Source organism: Pseudomonas tohonis (assembly GCF_012767755.2).
Taxonomy (GTDB): domain Bacteria; phylum Pseudomonadota; class Gammaproteobacteria; order Pseudomonadales; family Pseudomonadaceae; genus Metapseudomonas; species Metapseudomonas tohonis.
The window spans coordinates 5,410,056-5,427,463 of sequence record NZ_AP023189.1; the positions used below are offsets into that span (position 1 = coordinate 5,410,056).

A 17,408-nucleotide genomic window follows, 5' to 3' on the forward strand; every position below is an offset into this window, starting at 1 on the left:
AGAAAAGAAAAAGCCCGCAGAAGCGGGCTTTTCCATTACGAGCAGAGGAATCAGGGACGCTCGTCGACCTCGGCGGTCACGGCCGGAGGAATCAGGTCCTCCGAGCTCAGGCCCAGCCAGATCAGCACCGGGGCACTGATGTAGATCGAGGAGTAGGTACCCACGACCACACCCACCAGCAGTGCGACCGCGAAGCCGTGCAGGCTGTCGCCACCGAACACCAGCAGCGCGACCAGAGCCAGCGCGGTGGAGGTCGAGGTGGCGATGGTACGCAACAGGGTCTGGGTGCACGAGACGTCGATGTTCTCGATCAGGTCGGCCTTGCGCAGTACGCGGAAGTTCTCGCGGATACGGTCGAAGATGATGATGGTGTCGTTCAGCGAGTAACCGATCATCGCCAGCACCGCCGCCAGCACGGTCAGGTCGAACGGCAGCTGGAAGAACGCAAGGATGCCGAGGGTGACGATCACGTCGTGCACCAGGGAAGCGACCGCGCCGACGCCGAACTTCCACTGGAAGCGGAAGGCCAGGTACAGAAGGATGCCACCGAGCGCGAGCAACATGGCGAGGCCACCCTGGTCACGCAGCTCCTCGCCCACCTGCGGGCCGACGAACTCGACACGCTTGACCACGAACTGGCTCTCGGCGTCGATCTTGCGCAGGGACGCGGCGACCTGGTTACCCAGCTGGGGGTCTTCACCCGCCAGGCGCACCAGCACATCGGTGCTGGCACCGAAGCTCTGCACAACGGCATCGCGGTAGCCGGCCTGCCCCAGCTCCTCCTTGATCAGCTCGAGGTTGGCGGGCTTCTCGTAAGCCAGCTCGATCAGGGTGCCGCCGGTGAAGTCCAGGCCGAAGTTCAGGCCCTTCGCGAACAGCGCACCGATACCGACAAGGCTGATGACGACGGTGACGGCGAACGCAAAATTGCGGATCGCCATGAAGCGGATTGTTGACTTGATCATGGCTGCCTCAGATCCACAGTTTCTTGAAGTTACGGCCACCGAAGATCAGGTTGACCAGACCACGGGTGAACATGATCGCGGTGAACATCGAGGTGACGATACCCAGCGACATGGTGACGGCGAAGCCCTTGATCGGGCCGGTGCCCAGCGCGAAGAGGATGCCGCCCACCAGCAGGGTGGTCAGGTTGGAGTCGATGATCGCCGCATAGGCGCGGTCGAAGCCCTCGTGGATGGCACGCTGCACGGACATGCCATTGGCCAGCTCCTCGCGTATCCGCGAGTAGATCAGCACGTTGGCGTCCACCGCCATGCCCAGGGTCAGCACGATACCCGCGATGCCCGGCAGGGTGAGGGTCGCGCCGATGGCTGACATCAGCCCCACCAGCAGGGCCAGGTTGAAGGCCAGGGCGACGGTCGCCAGCACGCCGAAGAAACGGTAGATGGCGATGATGAACAGCGACACGAAGATCATCGCCCACTCGGTGGACTCGATGCCCTTGACGATGTTCTCGGCACCCAGGCTCGGGCCGATGGTGCGTTCTTCGGCGAAGTACATCGGCGCGGCCAGGCCACCGGCGCGCAGCAGCAGGGCCAGCTCGGAGGACTCGCCCTGGCCGTTCAGGCCGGTGATGCGGAACTGGTTGCCCAGCGGCGACTGGATGGTCGCCAGGCTGATGATCTTCTTCTCTTCCTTGAAGCCGGGGACCACGACTTCCTGCTCGACGCCGTCGACCACCTGCTTGGCCTTGCGGCTCATCGGGCGCTGCTCGATGAAGATCACCGCCATGCTGCGACCGACGTTGTTGCGGGTGGCGCGGTTCATCAGTTCGCCGCCGTGGCCATCCAGACGGATGTTCACCTGCGGACGGCCGTTCTCGTCATAGCTGGCCTGGGCATCGGTGACCTGGTCACCGGTGATGATCAGGCTGCGCTCCAGCGGCACGGGCGGACGGCCCGGCTCACGGAACTCGAAGGATTCGGTGCTGGCCTTGCTGGCATCGGGTGCGGCGGCGAGGCGGAATTCGAGGTTGGCGGTCTTGCCCAAGATGCGCTTGGCTTCGGCAGTGTCCTGCACGCCCGGCAGCTCGACCACGATGCGGTTGGCGCCCTGGCGCTGTACCAGCGGCTCGGAGACGCCCAGCTCGTTCACACGGTTGCGGACGGTGGTCAGGTTCTGCTTGATCGAGTATTCGCGGATCTCGGACAGCTTGGCCTGGGTCAGGGTCAGGCTCATCACCTGCTGGTCGCCACGCTCGGCGGTCTTCAGATCGAAATCGGTGAAGGACTTGCGGATCAGCGACTGGGCCTTTTCCAGCGACTCCTGGTCGCTGAAGCCGAGCTGGAAGCCATTGTCGATGCCCGGCAGGCTGCGGTAGCGCACGCGCTCCTTGCGCAGCAGGGTACGGACTTCGCCTTCGTAGATCTTCACGCGGGCGGATACGGCTTTCTCCATGTCCACTTCCAGCAGGAAGTGCACGCCACCGGAGAGGTCGAGGCCGAGCTTCATCGGCGTCGCATGCACGCTGCGCAGCCATTCCGGCGTGGTCGGCGCGAGGTTGAGCGCAACCACGTAGTCCTCGCCCAGCACCTGGGAGATGGCTTCCTTGGCCGGCAGCTGATCGCCCAGCTTGTTCAGGCGCAGCAGGCCGCCACGATCGCTGAGGCTGGAGCTCTTGACCTCGATCCCGACCTGCTTCAGGGCTGCCACGGAGCGATCGAGATCGCCCTGCTGGATCTTCAGCGCCGTGCTGTTGCCGGAAATCTGGATGGCCGGATCATTGGGGTAGAGGTTGGGTGCGGAATAAACCAGGCCGAGGGCGAGAACCGCCAGGATCAGCAGATATTTCCACAGAGGGTACTTGTTGAGCATGACACCGCCCGTTATGACGCGGGGCGCCTTAGGCGCCCCGTGAATGGTGAAGAACGAATCGTTAGATGGCTTTCAGCGTGCCTTTCGGCAGCGTGGCCGCGATGGCGACCTTCTGGATCTTCAGTTCGACGGTATCGGAAACCTCGATGACCACGAAGTCATCGGAAACCTTGACCACCTTGCCAGCGATACCGCCGGAGGTGACCACTTCGTCGCCCTTCTGCAGGTTGCCCAGCAGGTTCTTGTGTTCCTTGGCGCGCTTGGACTGGGGACGCCAGATCATCAGGTAGAAGATGACCAGGAAACCGATCAGGAAAACCCACTCAAAGCCGGTACCGGCGGGACCAGCGGCGGCTGCCGGGGCAGCGGCGTCGGCATAGGCGGCGGGAATCAGAAAGCTCATGTAGCACTCCTGTTGCGAAAATACGAAGAATGTTCAGCTCTATATATGCGGCGTTATCAGTCCAGGGGCGGTGTCGGTAGTCCGCGCCGGGCATAGAAGGCATCGACAAAGGCGGCCAATTTACCCTGTTGGATTGCCTCGCGCAAACCAGCCATAAGGCGCTGGTAATGCCGCAAGTTGTGGATTGTATTCAACATGCTGCCGAGCATTTCGCCGCATTTGTCCAGATGGTGCAGATAGGCCCTGGAGAAATGTTTGCAGGTGTAACAGTCGCAGCTCGGATCCAGCGGCGAATCATCGTGCTTGTGCACCGAGTTGCGGATCTTCAGCACCCCGGTCTCGACGAAAAGGTGGCCGTTGCGCGCGTTGCGGGTGGGCATCACGCAGTCGAACATATCGACGCCGCGCCGTACGCCCTCCACCAAGTCCTCCGGCTTGCCGACACCCATGAGGTAGCGCGGCTTGTCGGCCGGCATCTGCGCCGGCAGGTAGTCGAGCACGCGGATCATCTCTTCCTTGGGCTCCCCCACCGAGAGCCCGCCGATGGCCAGGCCGTCGAAGCCGATCCGGTCCAGCCCTTCGAGCGAACGCATGCGCAGCTCTTCATGCATGCCGCCCTGGACGATGCCGAACAGCGCGGCGGTGCTTTCGCCGTGGGCGGCCTTGGAACGGCCGGCCCAGCGCAGCGACAGCTCCATGGAGCGCCTGGCCACGTCGAAATCCGCCGGATAGGGCGTGCATTCGTCGAAGATCATCACGATGTCGGAGCCGAGGTCGCGCTGCACCTGCATCGACTCCTCGGGCCCCATGAATACCTTGGCGCCGTCGACCGGGGAGGCGAAGGTCACCCCTTCCTCCTTGATCTTGCGCATCGCGCCCAGGCTGAACACCTGGAAACCGCCCGAGTCGGTAAGGATCGGGCCCTGCCACTGCATGAAGTCGTGCAGGTCGCCGTGACGCTTGATCACTTCCATGCCCGGACGCAGCCAGAGGTGGAAGGTGTTGCCGAGGATGATCTGCGCGCCGATGGCCTCGATGTCGCGCGGCAACATGCCCTTCACCGTCCCATAGGTGCCCACCGGCATGAAGGCCGGCGTCTCGACCACGCCACGGGGGAAGGTCAGGCGGCCACGACGGGCCTTGCCTTCGGTGGCCAGCAATTCGAAGGTCATGCGGCAAGTGCGTGTCATGCTTGGTCCTCGGGCCCGCGCGGTGCGGGGTTGCGGGTGATGAACATGGCATCACCGTAACTGAAGAAGCGATAGCCCTGCTCGACCGCCGCCGCGTAGGCGGCCATGGTCTCCGGGTAGCCGGCGAAGGCGGACACCAGCATCAGCAGGGTGGATTCGGGAAGATGGAAATTGGTCACCAGGGCATCCACCACATGGAACGGCTTGCCCGGGTAGATGAAGATGTCGGTATCGCCACTGAAGGGCTTGAGCGTACCGTCCCGCGCGGCGCTTTCCAGCGAACGCACGCTGGTAGTGCCCACGGCGATCACCCGCCCCCCTCGCGCACGGCAGGCGGCGACCGCATCCACGACCTCCTGGTCGACCTGGAGCCACTCGCGATGCATGTGGTGCTCTTCGATACGCTCGACACGAACCGGCTGGAAGGTGCCGGCACCGACGTGCAGGGTGACGAAGGCCGTCTCGACGCCCTTGGCCGCGATGGACTCCAGCAGCGCCTCGTCGAAATGCAGCCCGGCCGTGGGCGCCGCAACGGCACCGGCATGGCGTGCATAGACAGTCTGGTAGCGCTCGCGATCGGCATCCTCATCCGGCCTGTCTATATAAGGAGGCAATGGCATGTGCCCGAGGCGATCGAGCAAGGGCAGCACCTCTTCGGCGAAGCCCAGCTCGAACAGCGCATCGTGCCGCGCGAGCATGGTCGCCTCGGCGCCACCGTCGATGAGGAGGATCGAACCCGGCTTGGGCGACTTGCTCGAACGCACATGGGCGAGCACGCGGTGGCTGTCCAGCACGCGCTCCACGAGGATTTCCAGCTTGCCGCCTGACGCTTTCTGGCCGAACAGGCGCGCCGGGATGACCCGGGTGTTGTTGAATACCATCAGGTCTCCTGGGCGCAGGTAGCCCAGCAGGTCGGCGAAACCCTTGTGGGCGAGTTCGCCCGTAGGGCCGTCCAGCACCAGCAGGCGGCTGGCGCGGCGCTCGCTCAGGGGATGGCGGGCGATGAGGTGCTCGGGGAGCTCGAAGTGGAAGTCGGCAACGCGCATGGTGGGGGTCGTCTCGCAGGGGCGCGAATATTAACGGAAATGCGGAAATCTGACCACGCGGGCGGATTGACCCGCCTCGGTCGCCTCCCTATACTGCGCCGCCATCGTGCCCCGGTGGCGGAATCGGTAGACGCGGCGGATTCAAAATCCGTTTCTGGCGACAGAGTGAGAGTTCGAGTCTCTCCCGGGGCACCACGACTCCAGCAAGCCCTCGTACTCGACGAGCTTGCAGCCCTCCGCAACAGCTTTTCATCCTCCTGTTGCGTCCTTTTTCCAGATGCAGTGCATCAGCATTGGAAATCTTCCCAAACCCTGCCTAGCATTGAGCTTTCGGGGGGTTGGCAATTCAAAGAAAGTTAGCGTAGAGTGTGCGCACTGTGTTTGCATGGGTCGCTGTTGAATCGTGACCTGGTGCAGTAGATCCTACAGATCCGCTACATCCCGCTCGACTTCTCTTACTCTCTGCAACCAGTTCCAGCCCTCTATGCTTTAAGAAAAGCAAGAGGCTGTCATCAACTCTAGTTTCAAGGAAATAAGACATGTCGAATCGTCAAAACGGCACCGTTAAGTGGTTCAACGACGAGAAGGGTTTTGGTTTCATCACCCCCGAAAGCGGTCCGGATCTGTTCGTGCACTTCCGCGCAATCGAAGGTAACGGCTTCAAGAGCCTGAAAGAAGGCCAGAAAGTCAGCTTCGTCGCTGTGCAAGGTCAAAAAGGCATGCAGGCCGACCAGGTTCAAGTCCTGGGCTAAGCCTCCTGCTTGAAAGAACCCCTGATGGAAACATCAGGGGTTTTTTTATGCCCGTGATTCCGTAAGGCCCAGCCTTTAGAATGTCGCAACCCCACGTTTGCAAGGGCTTTCCATGCCGAACCCGAAACTGCGCCCCGAAGGCGACTTCCCCGTCGCCGGGCCGATCCGTCGCTTCGCCGCGATCTTCTATGACTTCCTTCTCTGCGTGGCCCTGATGATGGTGGTCACCCTCTTCTACCAGCAGGCGATACTGCGCGCGATCTTCGGCGGCGAGCGCCTGCGGCAGATGGCCGAGCAAGGCGCGCTGATCGGCGACCCCATACTCTCCAGCCTGCTGTTCCTCAGCCTGTTCGCCTTCTTCAGCAAGTTCTGGATGCGCGGCGGCCAGACCCTCGGCATGCAGGTCTGGGGCGTACGCATCCAGAACCGCGACGGCTCGGCCATCAGCCTGTGGCAGGCGCTGTTGCGCTTCGTGGTCGCCATCGGTTCCTGGCTGTGCTTCGGCCTCGGCTTCCTGTGGATGATCGTCGACAAGCAGAAACGCAGCTGGCACGACATGTACTCCGACAGCCAGGTGGTTCAGCTGCCGAAGAACATCCACAAGAAGTAGCGCCACCCGAATCGCACCCAAGAAAAAGCCGGCTCGCAGCCGGCTTTTTCGTACCCTGGGGACCTACCCCGCGCGCCTCAGCAGCAGCACGCCAGCCAGCGCGCAGATCCCCGCCGGGATCAGCACCGCCAGCAGCGGCGAGAACCCGAACACCAGGCTGGATGGCCCGAGCAGGTCCTGGCTGATGCGCACCACGAAGCCGATCACCACGCCGGTGAACACGCGCTGCCCCAGCGTCACCGAGCGCAGCGGGCCGAAGATGAAGGAGATCGCCATCAGCACCAGCGCGCCGGTGACCAGCGGCTGCAGCACCTTGGTCCAGAACGCCAGCCAGTAGCGGCCATTGTTCAGCCCCTGGTCCGCCAGGTAATGGGTGTAGCGCCAGAGCCCGGTGATCGACAGCGCCTCAGGCTCCATCGCCACGGTGCCCAGCAGCTGCGGGCTCAGCTCGATGTCCCAGCGCTCGTTCGGCGACTCGATCACCTCGGTGTGGTCGCCACGGAAGTAGGTCGTGGAAACGTCTTCCAGCTGCCAGTGATCGGTCTGGTACATGGCGCGACGGGCGAAGCTCGCCGACTGCATGCGGCGCTCGCCATCGAAGTCGTAGCGGGTCACGCCATAGAGCACGCCATTGGGCTGCACGGCGTTGATGTGCACGTACTGGTTGCCCTGGCGATGCCACTGGCCGCGCTTCGCGCTCTGCGCCTCGCCACCGCCCTGCGCCAGCGCACGATTGCCCTGGGCCAGGTTCTCGCTCCACGGCGCGACGTATTCACCGATCAGCACACCCGCCAGCATCAACACCAGCAGCGGCTTCATCACCGCCCAGACGATGCGCCCGATGGAGACGCCAGCCGCCCGCATGATGGTCAGCTCGCTGCTGCTGGCCAGGCCGCCGAGGCCGATCAGGCTGCCGATCAGCGCCGCCATCGGCAGCATCTCGTAGATGCGCCGCGGCGTGGTCATGAGTACATAGACGGCCGCCTCCATGACCCCATAGGAGCCGTCGACGTCGCCCAGCTCGTCGATGAAGGCGAACAGCAGCGCCAGCCCGACTATCACCCCCAGCACCGCGAGGATGCCGAAGAACACGCTGGTGCCGATATAACGATCCAACCTAACCATGGGCCACCTCACGGGCATCACGACGAGCTGCCCACTTCAGCCGCAACGGCTCCCAGTAAAGCAATGACAGGCCGACCAGCAGGAACATCCCGTGCACCCACCAGAGGCCGAGCGCCATGGGGATCTTGCCCTTGTCCAGCTGGCCGCGCGCAGCGATCAACAGGGACAGGTAGGCCATATAAAGGAGGATCGCCGGCAGCAGCTTGAGGAAGCGGCCCTGGCGCGGATTGACCCGCGACAGCGGCACCGCCAGCAGGGTCACCACGAACACCAGCAGCGGGATGGAAATGCGCCACTGCAGCTCGGCCTGGTAACGCGGGTTGTCGCTGCCGATCAGTTCGGACGTCGGGATCGCCTCGCGCTCGCCGATCTCACCGCTGATCTCCGGCTTGGGCAGGAGGATGCCGTAGGTCTCGTACTTGATCGCGCGATAGTCGGCCTTGCCCGGGTTGCCGTCGTAGCGGTAGCCGTTCTCCAGGATCAGGTAGCGGCTGCCATCCTCGTGGATGACCTGGCGGCCCTTCTCCGCCACCAGCACGCCGATGCCGCGCTCCTTGTTGTTCTGCGACAGGCGCTTCTCGGAGATGAACACCCCGCCCAGCTCGCCACGATCGGCCGACAGGCTCTCGGTGTAGGTCACCCGCGTACCGTTCTTCATGGTCTGGAAGCGGCCGGGCACCAGCGTGTCGAACTCGGTCAGCGCGTCCTGCTCGTTGAGGATCCGCGCCACCTGCGCCACGCCCTGCGGCGCCAGGCCCAGGCTCAGCCAGGCGACCAGCAGCGCCACCAGGGTCGCCGGCGCCAGGCTGTAGGCCATCAGGCGCTGCTGGCTCATGCCGGTGGCGGCGAGCACGGTCATCTCGCTGTCCAGGTAGAGCCGGCCGTACGCCAGGAGGAAGCCCAGGAACAGGCCCAGCGGCAGGATCAGCTCGAGGAAGCCCGGCAGGCGGAACCCCATGATCAAGAACAGCACCCCCGGGTCCAGGACGCCTTGCGCGGCCTGGGCCAGGTACTTGATGAAGCGACCACTCATGATGATCACCAGCAGCACCGCACTCACGGCACTGAGGGTGACCAGGACTTCACGGGACAGATAACGGAAGACAATCAAACCAGACACTCCAGGGTTGTCAGGCTCAGGCGGCTACGCTCAAACTAGCCGCTTTGTGGCCAGCCCGCCGAACCGGCGGACCACTGAAAAATGGCCGGCATTATATCCTGCAATCCCGACTCTTTGTCTTGGGGACATACGTCATGGAATTCCTCGTCAAAAGCGCTCGCCCGGAAACCCTGAAAACCGCCACCCTGGTCGTCGCCGTCGGCGAAGGCCGCAAACTGGGTGCCGCTGCCAGCGCACTGGATGGCGCCACCGGTGGCGCCATCGCCGCCCTGCTCAAGCGTGGCGACCTCGCCGGCAAGGTCGGCCAGACCCTGCTGCTGCACAGCCTGCCCAACCTCAAGGCCGAACGCGTGCTGCTGGTAGGCGTGGGCAAGGAACGCGAACTCGGCGACCGCCAGTTCCGCAAGGTGGTCGCCGCCGTCAACGGCGTGCTCAAGGGCCTCGGCGGCAGCGATGCGGTACTCGCCCTGGGCGAACTCGCCGTGAAAGGCCGTGACGCCTATGGCAAGGCGCGCCTGCTGGTGGAGACCCTTGCCGACGGCACCTACCGTTTCGATCGCTTCAAGAGCACCAAGGCCGATGCCCCGGCCCTGAAGAAGATCACCCTGCTGGCCGAGAAGGCCGAGCTCGCCGACGTCGAGCGTGGCAGCGCCCATGCCCGGGCCATCGCCACCGGCATGGCCTTCACCAAGGACCTCGGCAACCTGCCGCCGAACCTCTGCCACCCCAGCTTCCTCGCCGAGGAAGCCAAGGCCCTGGCCAAGGCCCACAAGAACCTCAAGGTCGAGGTGCTGGACGAGAAGAAGCTCAAGGAGCTCGGTGCCGGCGCCTTCCTCGCCGTCGCCCAGGGCAGCGACCAGCCGCCGCGGATGATCGTGCTCCACTACCAGGGCGGCAAGAAGGACGACAAACCCTACGCCCTGGTGGGCAAGGGCATCACCTTCGACACCGGCGGCATCAGCATCAAGCCCGCCGCCGGCATGGACGAGATGAAGTACGACATGTGCGGCGCCGCCAGCGTGCTCGGCACCTTCCGTGCCCTGGTCGAGCTGCAGCTGCCGATCAACGTCGTCGGCCTGCTGGCCTGCGCCGAGAACATGCCCAGCGGCGGCGCCACCCGCCCCGGCGACATCGTCACCACCATGAGCGGCCAGACCGTCGAGATCCTCAACACCGACGCCGAAGGCCGCCTGGTGCTGTGCGACACCCTCACCTACGCCGAGCGCTTCAAGCCCCGGGCGGTGATCGACGTCGCCACCCTCACCGGCGCCTGCATCGTCGCCCTGGGCAGCAACGTCTCCGGCCTGATGGGCAACAACGAGACCCTGGTGAAGCAGATCCTCAAGGCTGGCGAATACGCCGACGACCGCGCCTGGCAACTGCCGCTGTTCGACGAATACCAGGAGCAGCTCGACAGCCCCTTCGCCGACATCGCCAACATCGGCGGCCCCAAGGCCGGCACCATCACCGCCGGCTGCTTCCTGTCGCGCTTCGCCAAGAAATTCCACTGGGCCCACCTCGACATCGCCGGCACCGCCTGGGTCAGCGGCGGCAAGGACAAGGGCGCCACCGGTCGTCCGGTGCCCCTGCTCACCCAGTACCTGCTGGACCGCGTGTAAACTGCCGCACCGCCCGGCGGCGCAGGCCGCCGGGCACCCGCCTCACCTCAGGAACACCCAGCCATGACCCGCGTCGAGTTCTACGTCCTTTCCTCCAGCACCCCGGCGGACCGCCTGCGCGCCGCCTGCCAGCTGGCGAGCAAGGCCTGGCGCCATGGCCTGCCGGTGTTCGTGCGCTGCGCCGACAAGGCCCAGGGCGCCGAGCTGGACGACCTGCTGTGGCGCTTCAAGGCCGAGACCTTCATCCCCCACGGCCTGCACGAAGACGACCCGCAGGCGCCGGTGGTGATCGGCGGCGACGAGCAGCCCGAGGCCGCCCAGGGCCTGCTGATCAACCTCGACGCCAGCCTCTCGCCGCACCTCGAGCGTTTCAGCCGCATCATCGAGATCGTCAACCAGGAGCCGGCCCTGCTGGCCGCCTGCCGTGAGAATTTCCGTACCTACCGCCAGCGCGGCTATGATCCAAAGCGAGTCGAACTCTAAGCACGCCCCATGGACAACTCCAGACCGCCGCAAAAGCCCGCACACCTGCTGGACGACCTCGAATCGATCCGCGCCCTGCTCGACGAACACACCAGCAGCGAGCCGCCCCTGCTCACCGAGTCCGTCGACCCGGACAGCATCCCCCTGCTCTCCGAGATCGTCGAAGCGCCGCCCTTCGAACTGCCCCCACGGGGCAGCGAGCCCATCGCACCCAGCCCGGCCCCGGCCCCCAGTGTGCAACCCGCGCCCCCGCCGCGTGCCGAGCAGCCGGCGCAGACGCCCCTGCAGGGCGCCCTGCAACGCAGCGCCGAAGCCGCCAGCGCCCAGGAATTCAGCCGCCTGGACACCGAGCTGCGCGCCGCCGCGCAACTCATCCTGCAAGACGTCATCGACGACTTCGTCCCGCAGATAGAAGCCGAGCTCAAGCGCCGCCTCAGCGCCCGCCTGACCCGCCTCCTGCCCCAGCCGCCCCGCCGCGGCTGAGTCGCACGCCCCCTCGCCCCTGCCCCGCTGCCCGCGCTTGGGGCTTGTAGCCGCAGCCGCTATACTCGGCGGCTTTCCGATCAGTTGCCGACACGGTCCCGCCGCACCATGGACAAGACCTACCAGCCCCACGCCATCGAATCCTCCTGGTACCAGACCTGGGAGAAGAACAACTACTTCGCCCCGCAAGGTTCCGGCGAGCCCTACACCATCATGATCCCGCCGCCGAACGTCACCGGCAGCCTGCACATGGGTCATGGCTTCAACAACGCCATCATGGACGCGCTGATCCGCTTCCGCCGCATGCAGGGTCGCAACACCCTGTGGCAGCCGGGCACCGACCACGCCGGCATCGCCACCCAGATGGTGGTGGAGCGCCAGCTGGCCGCCCAGGGCGTCGACCGCCACGACCTCGGCCGCGAGAAGTTCCTCGAGAAGGTCTGGGAGTGGAAGGAACAGTCCGGCGGCACCATCACCCGCCAGATCCGTCGCCTCGGCTCCTCCGTCGACTGGTCGCGCGAGCGCTTCACCATGGACGACGGCCTCTCCGAAGCGGTCAAGGAAGCCTTCGTACGCCTGCACGACGACGGCCTGATCTACCGCGGCAAGCGCCTGGTCAACTGGGACACCAAGTTCCACACCGCCATCTCCGACCTCGAAGTGGAAAGCCACGACGAGAAGGGCCACCTGTGGAACCTGCGCTACCCGCTGGCCGACGGCCTGAAGACCGCCGACGGCAAGGACCACCTGGTGGTCGCCACCACCCGCCCGGAAACCCTGCTGGGCGACAGCGCCGTCGCCGTGCACCCGGAAGACGAGCGCTACAAGGCCCTGATCGGCAAGTTCGTCGTCCTGCCCCTGGTCGGCCGCCGCATCCCCATCGTCGCCGATGACTACTGCGACCCCGAGTTCGGCACCGGCTGCGTGAAGATCACCCCGGCCCACGACTTCAACGACTACGAAGTCGGCAAGCGCCACGACCTGCCGCTGATCAACATCTTCGACAAGAACGCCGCCGTGCTCGCCACCGCCCAGGTGTTCCACCTCGACGGCAGCGTCAACGACGCCTTCGACGGCAGCCTGCCCGCCGCCTACGCCGGCCTCGACCGCTTCGAGGCGCGCAAGCGCATCGTCGCCGACATCGAAGCCCTCGGCCTGCTGGAGAAGATCGACGACCACGCCCTCAAGGTGCCCAAGGGCGACCGTTCCGGCACCGTCATCGAACCCTGGCTGACCGACCAGTGGTACGTCTCCACCAAGCCGCTGGCCGAGAAGGCCATCGCCGTGGTCGAGAGCGGCGAGATCCAGTTCGTGCCCAAGCAGTACGAGAACATGTACTTCAGCTGGATGCGCGACATCCAGGACTGGTGCATCAGCCGCCAGCTCTGGTGGGGCCATCGCATCCCCGCCTGGTACGACGAAGCCGGCAACGTCTACGTCGGCCGCGACGAGGCCGAGGTACGCGCCAAGCACAACCTGGGCGACACCGCCCTGCGCCAGGACGATGACGTCCTCGACACCTGGTTCAGCTCGGGCCTGTGGACCTTCTCCACCCTGGGCTGGCCGGAACAGACCGACTTCCTCAAGACCTTCCACCCCACCGACGTCCTGGTCACCGGCTTCGACATCATCTTCTTCTGGGTCGCCCGGATGATCATGCTGTCCACCCACCTGACCGGGCAGATCCCGTTCAAGACCGTGTACGTCCACGGCCTGGTGCGCGACGGCCAGGGCCAGAAGATGTCCAAGTCCAAGGGCAACGTCCTCGACCCGCTGGACATCGTCGACGGCATCACCCTCGACGCGCTGCTGGAGAAACGCACCAGCGGCATGATGCAGCCCAAGCTGGCCGAGAAGATCGCCAAGCAGACCCGCGCCGAGTTCCCCGACGGCATCAACAGCTTCGGTACCGACGCCCTGCGCTTCACCTTCTGCTCGCTGGCCTCCACCGGCCGCGACATCAAGTTCGACATGGGCCGCGTCGAGGGCTACCGCAACTTCTGCAACAAGCTGTGGAACGCCGCCAACTTCGTCACCGAGAACACCGATGGCCAGGACACCGGCGTCAACGGTGAAGCCGTCGAGCTGTCCTCCGTCGACCGCTGGATCATCTCCCAGCTGCAGCGCACCGAAGCCGAAGTCACCCGCCACCTCGACGCCTTCCGCTTCGACCTGGCCACCCAGGCCCTCTACGAGTTCGTCTGGGACGAGTACTGCTCCTGGTACCTCGAGCTGGTCAAGCCGGTGCTGTGGGACGAGAACGCCCCGATCGAGCGCCAGCGTGGCACCCGCCGCACCCTGGTGCGCGTGCTGGAGGTCATCCTGCGCCTGGCCCACCCGTTCATGCCCTTCATCACCGAAGAGATCTGGCAGCGCATCAAGGGCCAGGCCGGCGTCAGCGGCGACACCCTGATGCTGCAACCCTGGCCGGTGGCCAACGAGAGCCGCATCGACGCCGCCGCCGAAGGCGACATCGAGTGGGTCAAGACCCTGATGCTCGGCGTGCGCCAGATCCGTGGCGAGATGAAGATCTCCATGGCCAAGCGCATCGACGTGATCCTGGCCAACGCCAGCGACGAAGACCTGCGCCGCCTCGCCGACAATGGCCCGCTGCTGAACAAGCTGGCCAAGTTCGAATCGGTCCGCGTCCTCGCAGCCGGCGAAGAAGCGCCCATGTCCGCCACCGCCCTGGTCGGTGACATGCAGGTGCTGGTGCCCATGGCCGGCCTGATCGACAAGGAGGCCGAACTGGCCCGCCTGGACAAGGAGATCCAGCGCCTGGACGGCGAAGTGAAGCGCGTCGGCGGCAAGCTCGCCAACGAAGGCTTCGTCGCCAAGGCCCCGGCCGAGGTGCTCGACAAGGAGCGCGCCAAGCTCGCCGAGGCCGAACAGGCCCTGGCCAAGCTGGCCGAACAGCGCGGGAAGATCGCCGACCTGTAAGCCCCCAAGGCCCGCCACCCGGCGGGCCTTGTTCTTTCATAGGGAAATGGAAGAGATGCCCATCGAACTGCGTTTCGAATCCCACCTCGCGGTCAGCCCCGGCCAGGCCTGGAGCTGGATCACCGACGTCGACCGCCTGCGCGAGGAAATGCGCCCCTGGCTGCGCATGAGCGTGCCCGCCGGCGTCCGCAACCTCGAAGACCTCGCCGTCCAGCCCGGCGAACCCCTGTTCACCAGCCACCTCTGGCTGTTCGGCGTCCTGCCGCTGGGCACCTCGCGACTGACCCTGCGCGAACTCACCCCCGGCGTCGGCTTCGTCGAAGAATCCCCCATGACAGGCATGCGCCTGTGGCGCCACGAACGCCGCCTGGAACACAGCGCCAGCGGCACCCGGGTCATCGACCAGCTCACCGTCGCGCCCCTGTTCGGCACCCCGCTGGTCCGGCTGTTCCTGCGCCTGTTCTTCGCCAACCGCCACCGCGTCCTGCGCCGTCGCGCGCCCTGACCCCGGAGCCCCCATGGAAACCAGCAAGACCAAGACCAGCTTCTACCGCCGCCTCTACGTCGCCTGGCTGATCGACAGCGGCACCGCCGCCAGCGTCCCCGCCCTGATGGACGCCACCGGCATGCCCCGCCGCACCGCCCAGGACACCCTCGCCGCCCTCGCCGACCTGGACATCGACTGCCAGTTCCAGCAGGACGCAGGCGCCCGCAACAACGCCGGCCACTACGTGATCCGCGACTGGGGCGCCATCGACAAGACCTGGATCGCCGCCAACCTGCAGCAGATCAAGGCCACCCTCGGCTACCCCTGACAGAATCCCCCCGTAAACTTTCGTAGCCCGGGCTTCAGCCCGGGAACCCCCTCCGGGTTGAAGTCCGGGCTACGGTGCAATCACACCCCATCCAGGAGCCCCCGCCATGATCCCGCAACTCATCTGGGTACTCGGCCTGCTGCTGGTGGTCGTCACCCTCTTCGTGCGCAACCGCCCACGCATGGACGCCGTCGCCCTGCTGGCCCTCGTGGCCCTGGCGCTCAGCGGCGTGCTCAGCACCGAACAGGCCCTGGCCGGCTTCAGCGACCCCAGCGTCGTGTTGATCGCCGCGCTGTTCATCATCGGCGACGGCCTGGTGCGCACCGGCATCGCCTACCGCCTGGGCGACGCGCTGGTGGCCCGCGCCGGCAGCAGCGAAACCCGCCTGCTGGTGCTGCTCATGCTCAGCGTCGCCGGGCTCGGCTCGGTGATGAGCTCCACCGGCGTGGTCGCCATCTTCATCCCGGTCGTGCTCGGCGTCGCCGCGCGGCTGAAGATCCCACCGGCGCGGCTGATGATGCCGCTGGCCTTCGCCGGCCTCATCAGCGGCATGCTCACCCTGGTGGCCACGCCGCCGAACATGGTGGTGCACAGCGAACTGCGCCGCGCCGGCTTTGACGGCTTCGGCTTCTTCGGCCCCACGCCCGTCGGCCTCGCCGTGCTGGTCCTGGGCGTGCTCTACATGCTCGCCGCCAGCCGCTGGCTCGGCCGCGCAGGCGGTGACGACACCACCACGGCGCCGCGCCTGACCCTCGCCGACCTGGCCGGCGCCTACCACCTCAGCGAGCGCGAACGACGCCTGCGGGTACGCGCCGACTCGCCGCTCGCGCGGCAGGCCCTGAACGAGCTCGAGCTGCGCCGCGAGTACGGCATCAACGTCATCGCCGTCGAGCGCCAGCGCAAGTTCCGCACCCTGCTGCTCATGGCCACCGGCAACACCCAGCTGGAACCCGGCGACGTGCTGCTGGTGGACCTCGCCAGCCCGGCCATCGGCCTGCTCGGCGCCTACCAGGCGCTGGGCCTGGAGCCCATGCCGCTCAACGCCTCCTACTACAGCCTGCACGCCCACCAGCTGGGGCTGGCCGAAGTCGCGCTGCCGCCGGAGTCGGAGCTGCCGGGCAAGACCATCCAGGAACTGGGCTTCCGCAGCCGCCACCGCCTCAACGTCGTCGGCCTGCGTCGCCATGGCCGCCCCCTCGATGGCGTGCTGGTGGACGAGAAGCTCAAGGGCTCCGACACCCTGCTGGTGGCGGGGGAATGGAAGGACATCCACCGCCTGCAGGCCCAGGGCCGCGACTTCCTGGTGCTGAGCCTGCCCGCCGAAGTGGACGAAGTGGCGCCGACCGCGCACAAGGCACCCCACGCCCTGCTCAGCCTGGCGGTGATGGTGATCCTGATGGTCAGCGGCCTGGTGCCCAACGTCATGGCCGCGCTGGTGGGCTGCCTGCTGATGGGCGCCTTCCGCTGCATCGACCTGGACAGCGCCTACCGCGCCATCCACTGGCCCACCCTGATCCTCATCGTCGGCATGCTGCCCTTCGCCCACGCCCTGCAGCAGACCGGCGGCATCGACCTCGCCGTACAGGGCCTGGTGGCGTTGCTGGGCGATGCCGCACCGCGCCTGGTGATCGCCGCGCTGTTCGTACTCACCGCAGTGATCGGCCTGTTCATCTCCAACACCGCCACCGCCGTGCTCATGGCCCCGGTGGCCATCGCCACTGCCCAGCAGCTCGGCGTCTCGCCGCAGCCCTTCGCCATGACCGTGGCCCTGGCCGCCTCCGCCGCCTTCATGACGCCCATCTCCTCGCCGGTGAACACCCTGGTGCTCGGCCCCGGCCAGTACCGCTTCGGCGATTTCGTCCGCGTCGGCGTGCCCTTCACCCTGCTGGTGATGGCCGTCACCGTCCTCCTGGTGCCCTGGCTCCTGCCCTTCTGACCGGTCGCCGGCGACGGCTGGCCAAACCCGCCCGGTTGTGAATAATGCGCC

At 66.0% G+C, this 17,408-nt stretch carries 16 protein-coding genes and 1 tRNA gene; 10 read left to right on the forward strand and 7 right to left on the reverse strand.

The annotated features are described in order from the left end of the window. Positions 1 to 50: 50 nt before the first annotated feature. The 5 genes from secF to queA form a co-directional block, all read right to left on the reverse strand. Complete coding sequence (gene secF, locus HSX14_RS24875; protein ID WP_173173120.1) at positions 51 to 962, reverse strand: protein translocase subunit SecF; 912 nt, start codon at positions 960 to 962, stop codon at positions 51 to 53. 10 nt (positions 963 to 972) lie between these two features. Further along, positions 973 to 2,835: a protein translocase subunit SecD gene (gene secD, locus HSX14_RS24880; protein WP_173172864.1), complete on the reverse strand. Its 1,863-nt coding sequence runs from the start codon at positions 2,833 to 2,835 to the stop codon at positions 973 to 975. 61 nt (positions 2,836 to 2,896) lie between these two features. Beyond that, positions 2,897 to 3,238 (reverse strand): preprotein translocase subunit YajC, encoded by a 342-nt coding sequence (yajC, locus tag HSX14_RS24885; RefSeq protein ID WP_111263259.1) that lies wholly within the window; start codon positions 3,236 to 3,238, stop codon positions 2,897 to 2,899. A 56-nt stretch (positions 3,239 to 3,294) separates the two neighbouring features. Then, positions 3,295 to 4,410 carry a tRNA guanosine(34) transglycosylase Tgt gene (tgt, locus tag HSX14_RS24890; RefSeq protein ID WP_173173118.1) on the reverse strand — a complete coding sequence of 372 codons (1,116 nt, stop codon included), beginning with the start codon at positions 4,408 to 4,410 and terminating at the stop codon, positions 3,295 to 3,297. Between the two features lie 14 nt (positions 4,411 to 4,424). Then, positions 4,425 to 5,474, reverse strand: coding sequence for a tRNA preQ1(34) S-adenosylmethionine ribosyltransferase-isomerase QueA (gene queA, locus HSX14_RS24895; RefSeq protein ID WP_173172862.1), 1,050 nt, complete (start codon positions 5,472 to 5,474; stop codon positions 4,425 to 4,427). Positions 5,475 to 5,582: 108 nt separating this feature from the next. Between queA and HSX14_RS24900 the strand changes: the two genes are divergently transcribed. The 3 genes from HSX14_RS24900 to HSX14_RS24910 all read left to right on the forward strand — a co-directional run bounded on the left by HSX14_RS24900 (position 5,583) and on the right by HSX14_RS24910 (position 6,836). After that, positions 5,583 to 5,669, forward strand: a tRNA-Leu gene (locus HSX14_RS24900). Between the two features lie 344 nt (positions 5,670 to 6,013). Next, positions 6,014 to 6,226 carry a cold-shock protein gene (locus HSX14_RS24905; RefSeq protein ID WP_003459665.1) on the forward strand — a complete coding sequence of 71 codons (213 nt, stop codon included), beginning with the start codon at positions 6,014 to 6,016 and terminating at the stop codon, positions 6,224 to 6,226. 112 nt (positions 6,227 to 6,338) lie between these two features. Continuing rightward, positions 6,339 to 6,836: an RDD family protein gene (locus HSX14_RS24910; protein WP_173172860.1), complete on the forward strand. Its 498-nt coding sequence runs from the start codon at positions 6,339 to 6,341 to the stop codon at positions 6,834 to 6,836. Between the two features lie 63 nt (positions 6,837 to 6,899). Here HSX14_RS24910 and lptG read toward each other — a convergent pair whose 3' ends face one another. Together lptG and lptF are read right to left on the reverse strand one after the other, a co-directional pair. Further along, positions 6,900 to 7,961, reverse strand: a complete 1,062-nt coding sequence (lptG, locus tag HSX14_RS24915) for an LPS export ABC transporter permease LptG (protein WP_173172858.1) — start codon at positions 7,959 to 7,961, stop codon at positions 6,900 to 6,902. Next, on the reverse strand, positions 7,954 to 9,072 hold the full coding sequence (lptF, locus tag HSX14_RS24920) for an LPS export ABC transporter permease LptF (RefSeq protein WP_173172856.1): 1,119 nt from the start codon (positions 9,070 to 9,072) through the stop codon (positions 7,954 to 7,956). The genes lptG and lptF overlap by 8 nt, the downstream gene beginning before the upstream one ends. 143 nt (positions 9,073 to 9,215) lie before the next feature. On the opposite strand from lptF, the gene HSX14_RS24925 reads away from it, so the two are divergent. The 7 genes from HSX14_RS24925 (at position 9,216) to HSX14_RS24955 (ending at position 17,357) form a co-directional block, all read left to right on the forward strand. Further along, the gene (locus tag HSX14_RS24925; protein WP_173172854.1) at positions 9,216 to 10,700 is read left to right on the forward strand and encodes a leucyl aminopeptidase; all 1,485 of its coding nucleotides are present in this window, start codon (positions 9,216 to 9,218) and stop codon (positions 10,698 to 10,700) included. Between the two features lie 63 nt (positions 10,701 to 10,763). Beyond that, entirely contained in the window at positions 10,764 to 11,183 is a 420-nt protein-coding gene (locus HSX14_RS24930; RefSeq protein ID WP_173172852.1) for a DNA polymerase III subunit chi, read from the forward strand. 9 nt (positions 11,184 to 11,192) lie between these two features. After that, positions 11,193 to 11,666 carry a DNA polymerase III subunit chi gene (locus HSX14_RS24935; protein ID WP_173172849.1) on the forward strand — a complete coding sequence of 158 codons (474 nt, stop codon included), beginning with the start codon at positions 11,193 to 11,195 and terminating at the stop codon, positions 11,664 to 11,666. A gap of 108 nt (positions 11,667 to 11,774) precedes the next feature. After that, the gene (locus HSX14_RS24940) at positions 11,775 to 14,606 is read left to right on the forward strand and encodes a valine--tRNA ligase (protein ID WP_173172847.1); all 2,832 of its coding nucleotides are present in this window, start codon (positions 11,775 to 11,777) and stop codon (positions 14,604 to 14,606) included. 55 nt (positions 14,607 to 14,661) lie between these two features. After that, entirely contained in the window at positions 14,662 to 15,111 is a 450-nt protein-coding gene (locus HSX14_RS24945) for an SRPBCC family protein (RefSeq protein WP_173172845.1), read from the forward strand. Between the two features lie 13 nt (positions 15,112 to 15,124). Then, positions 15,125 to 15,421, forward strand: a complete 297-nt coding sequence (locus tag HSX14_RS24950) for a winged helix-turn-helix domain-containing protein (RefSeq protein WP_173172843.1) — start codon at positions 15,125 to 15,127, stop codon at positions 15,419 to 15,421. A 106-nt stretch (positions 15,422 to 15,527) separates the two neighbouring features. Beyond that, positions 15,528 to 17,357: an SLC13 family permease gene (locus tag HSX14_RS24955; protein WP_173172841.1), complete on the forward strand. Its 1,830-nt coding sequence runs from the start codon at positions 15,528 to 15,530 to the stop codon at positions 17,355 to 17,357. The last annotated feature ends 51 nt before the right edge of the window (positions 17,358 to 17,408 follow it).